At 71.8% G+C, this 986-nt stretch carries 1 protein-coding gene and 1 pseudogene; both read right to left on the bottom strand.

The genetic code is table 11. The features are described 5' to 3' along the window. A partial coding sequence (gene grpE / locus ACIKT0_RS18995; protein ID WP_407106850.1) for a nucleotide exchange factor GrpE occupies positions 1 to 669 on the bottom strand: 669 nt, incomplete at its 3' end. A gap of 83 nt (positions 670 to 752) precedes the next feature. After that, positions 753 to 986 (bottom strand): annotated as a pseudogene (locus ACIKT0_RS18990) (penicillin-binding protein 1C); the annotation flags it as partial.

Here is a 986-nt window from a genome sequence, read left to right as displayed (position 1 = left end):
GACGCCGGCGGACTCCGGCGCGGCGCCGGGCTTCGGGCCGCCTCGCGCGACGCCCACCATGGCAGGGCGCAGGATGCGGTCGCCGATCACGTAGCCGTCCTGCATGACCTGGACGACGGTGCCGGACGGCACGCTCGGGTCCGGGGCCTCGAACACGGCCTCATGATGATGCGGGTCGAACGGCTTGCCGCGCGGATCGAGCTTCTTCACGCCATTCTTCTCGAGCGTCTTCTGAAGCTCGCGCTCCGTGAGCTCGACGCCCTCGACGAGGGCCGCGAAAACCGGGTCGCTGACTTCCTCGGACGGGGCCGCGCCGCTCTTTCCGGCGGCGGCCGCAGCCTCCAGCGCGCGCCGCAGATTGTCCGCGACGCCGAGCAGATCGCGCGCGAAGGAGGACACCGCGTAGCGCTTGGCGTCCTGGACCTCACGCTCCGTCCGGCGGCGCAAATTCTCCATCTCGGCATGCGAGCGGAGCAGCCGGTCGCGCAGATCGGCGACGGCGGCCTCGAGCTCGGCCGTCCGGTCCGCGCCGGCGGCCGCGTCCGTCACTTCCGCCTCCACGGTCCCGTCGGCGCGTTGCTCGTCGGTCTGGGGCGCGTCGGCGCCCTTGACGTCGTCTGGCGTGGGGTTTCCGGGCGAGGTCGGGTCCGGCATCGCGCGCTCTTCCATCAGCAGTCACATCCAGGGGAGGCGCGGGATATCAGGCTCGCAGGAGCAAAAATCAAGCCGTGGGGGAGCGGTCGCTCCCCGATTCAGTTCACCCGGACGCTCGCGGAGGCGGTCGCCCCGGACGCGTCCATCACCGTGACGCGCGAGAAACCGGAGCCCGCGACTGGCCACAGCGTCTCGCGACGACGTTCTGGAGGCAGCGGCCGACCGTCCACCAGCCAGCGGAACGGAGGCGTTCCGCCCGCCGCCTTGAGGGGCGATGCGCTTGGTCTCGCGCTCGACGGCCCGCACCGAGAGCCAGCTGGTGAACGACGTGG

It is taken from the genome of Hansschlegelia beijingensis (genome assembly GCF_045505405.1).
Lineage (GTDB): Bacteria > Pseudomonadota > Alphaproteobacteria > Rhizobiales > Methylopilaceae > Methylopila > Methylopila beijingensis_A.
Note: the sequence above shows the minus strand (reverse complement) of the source record. Positions and strands in the feature narration are given on the sequence as shown.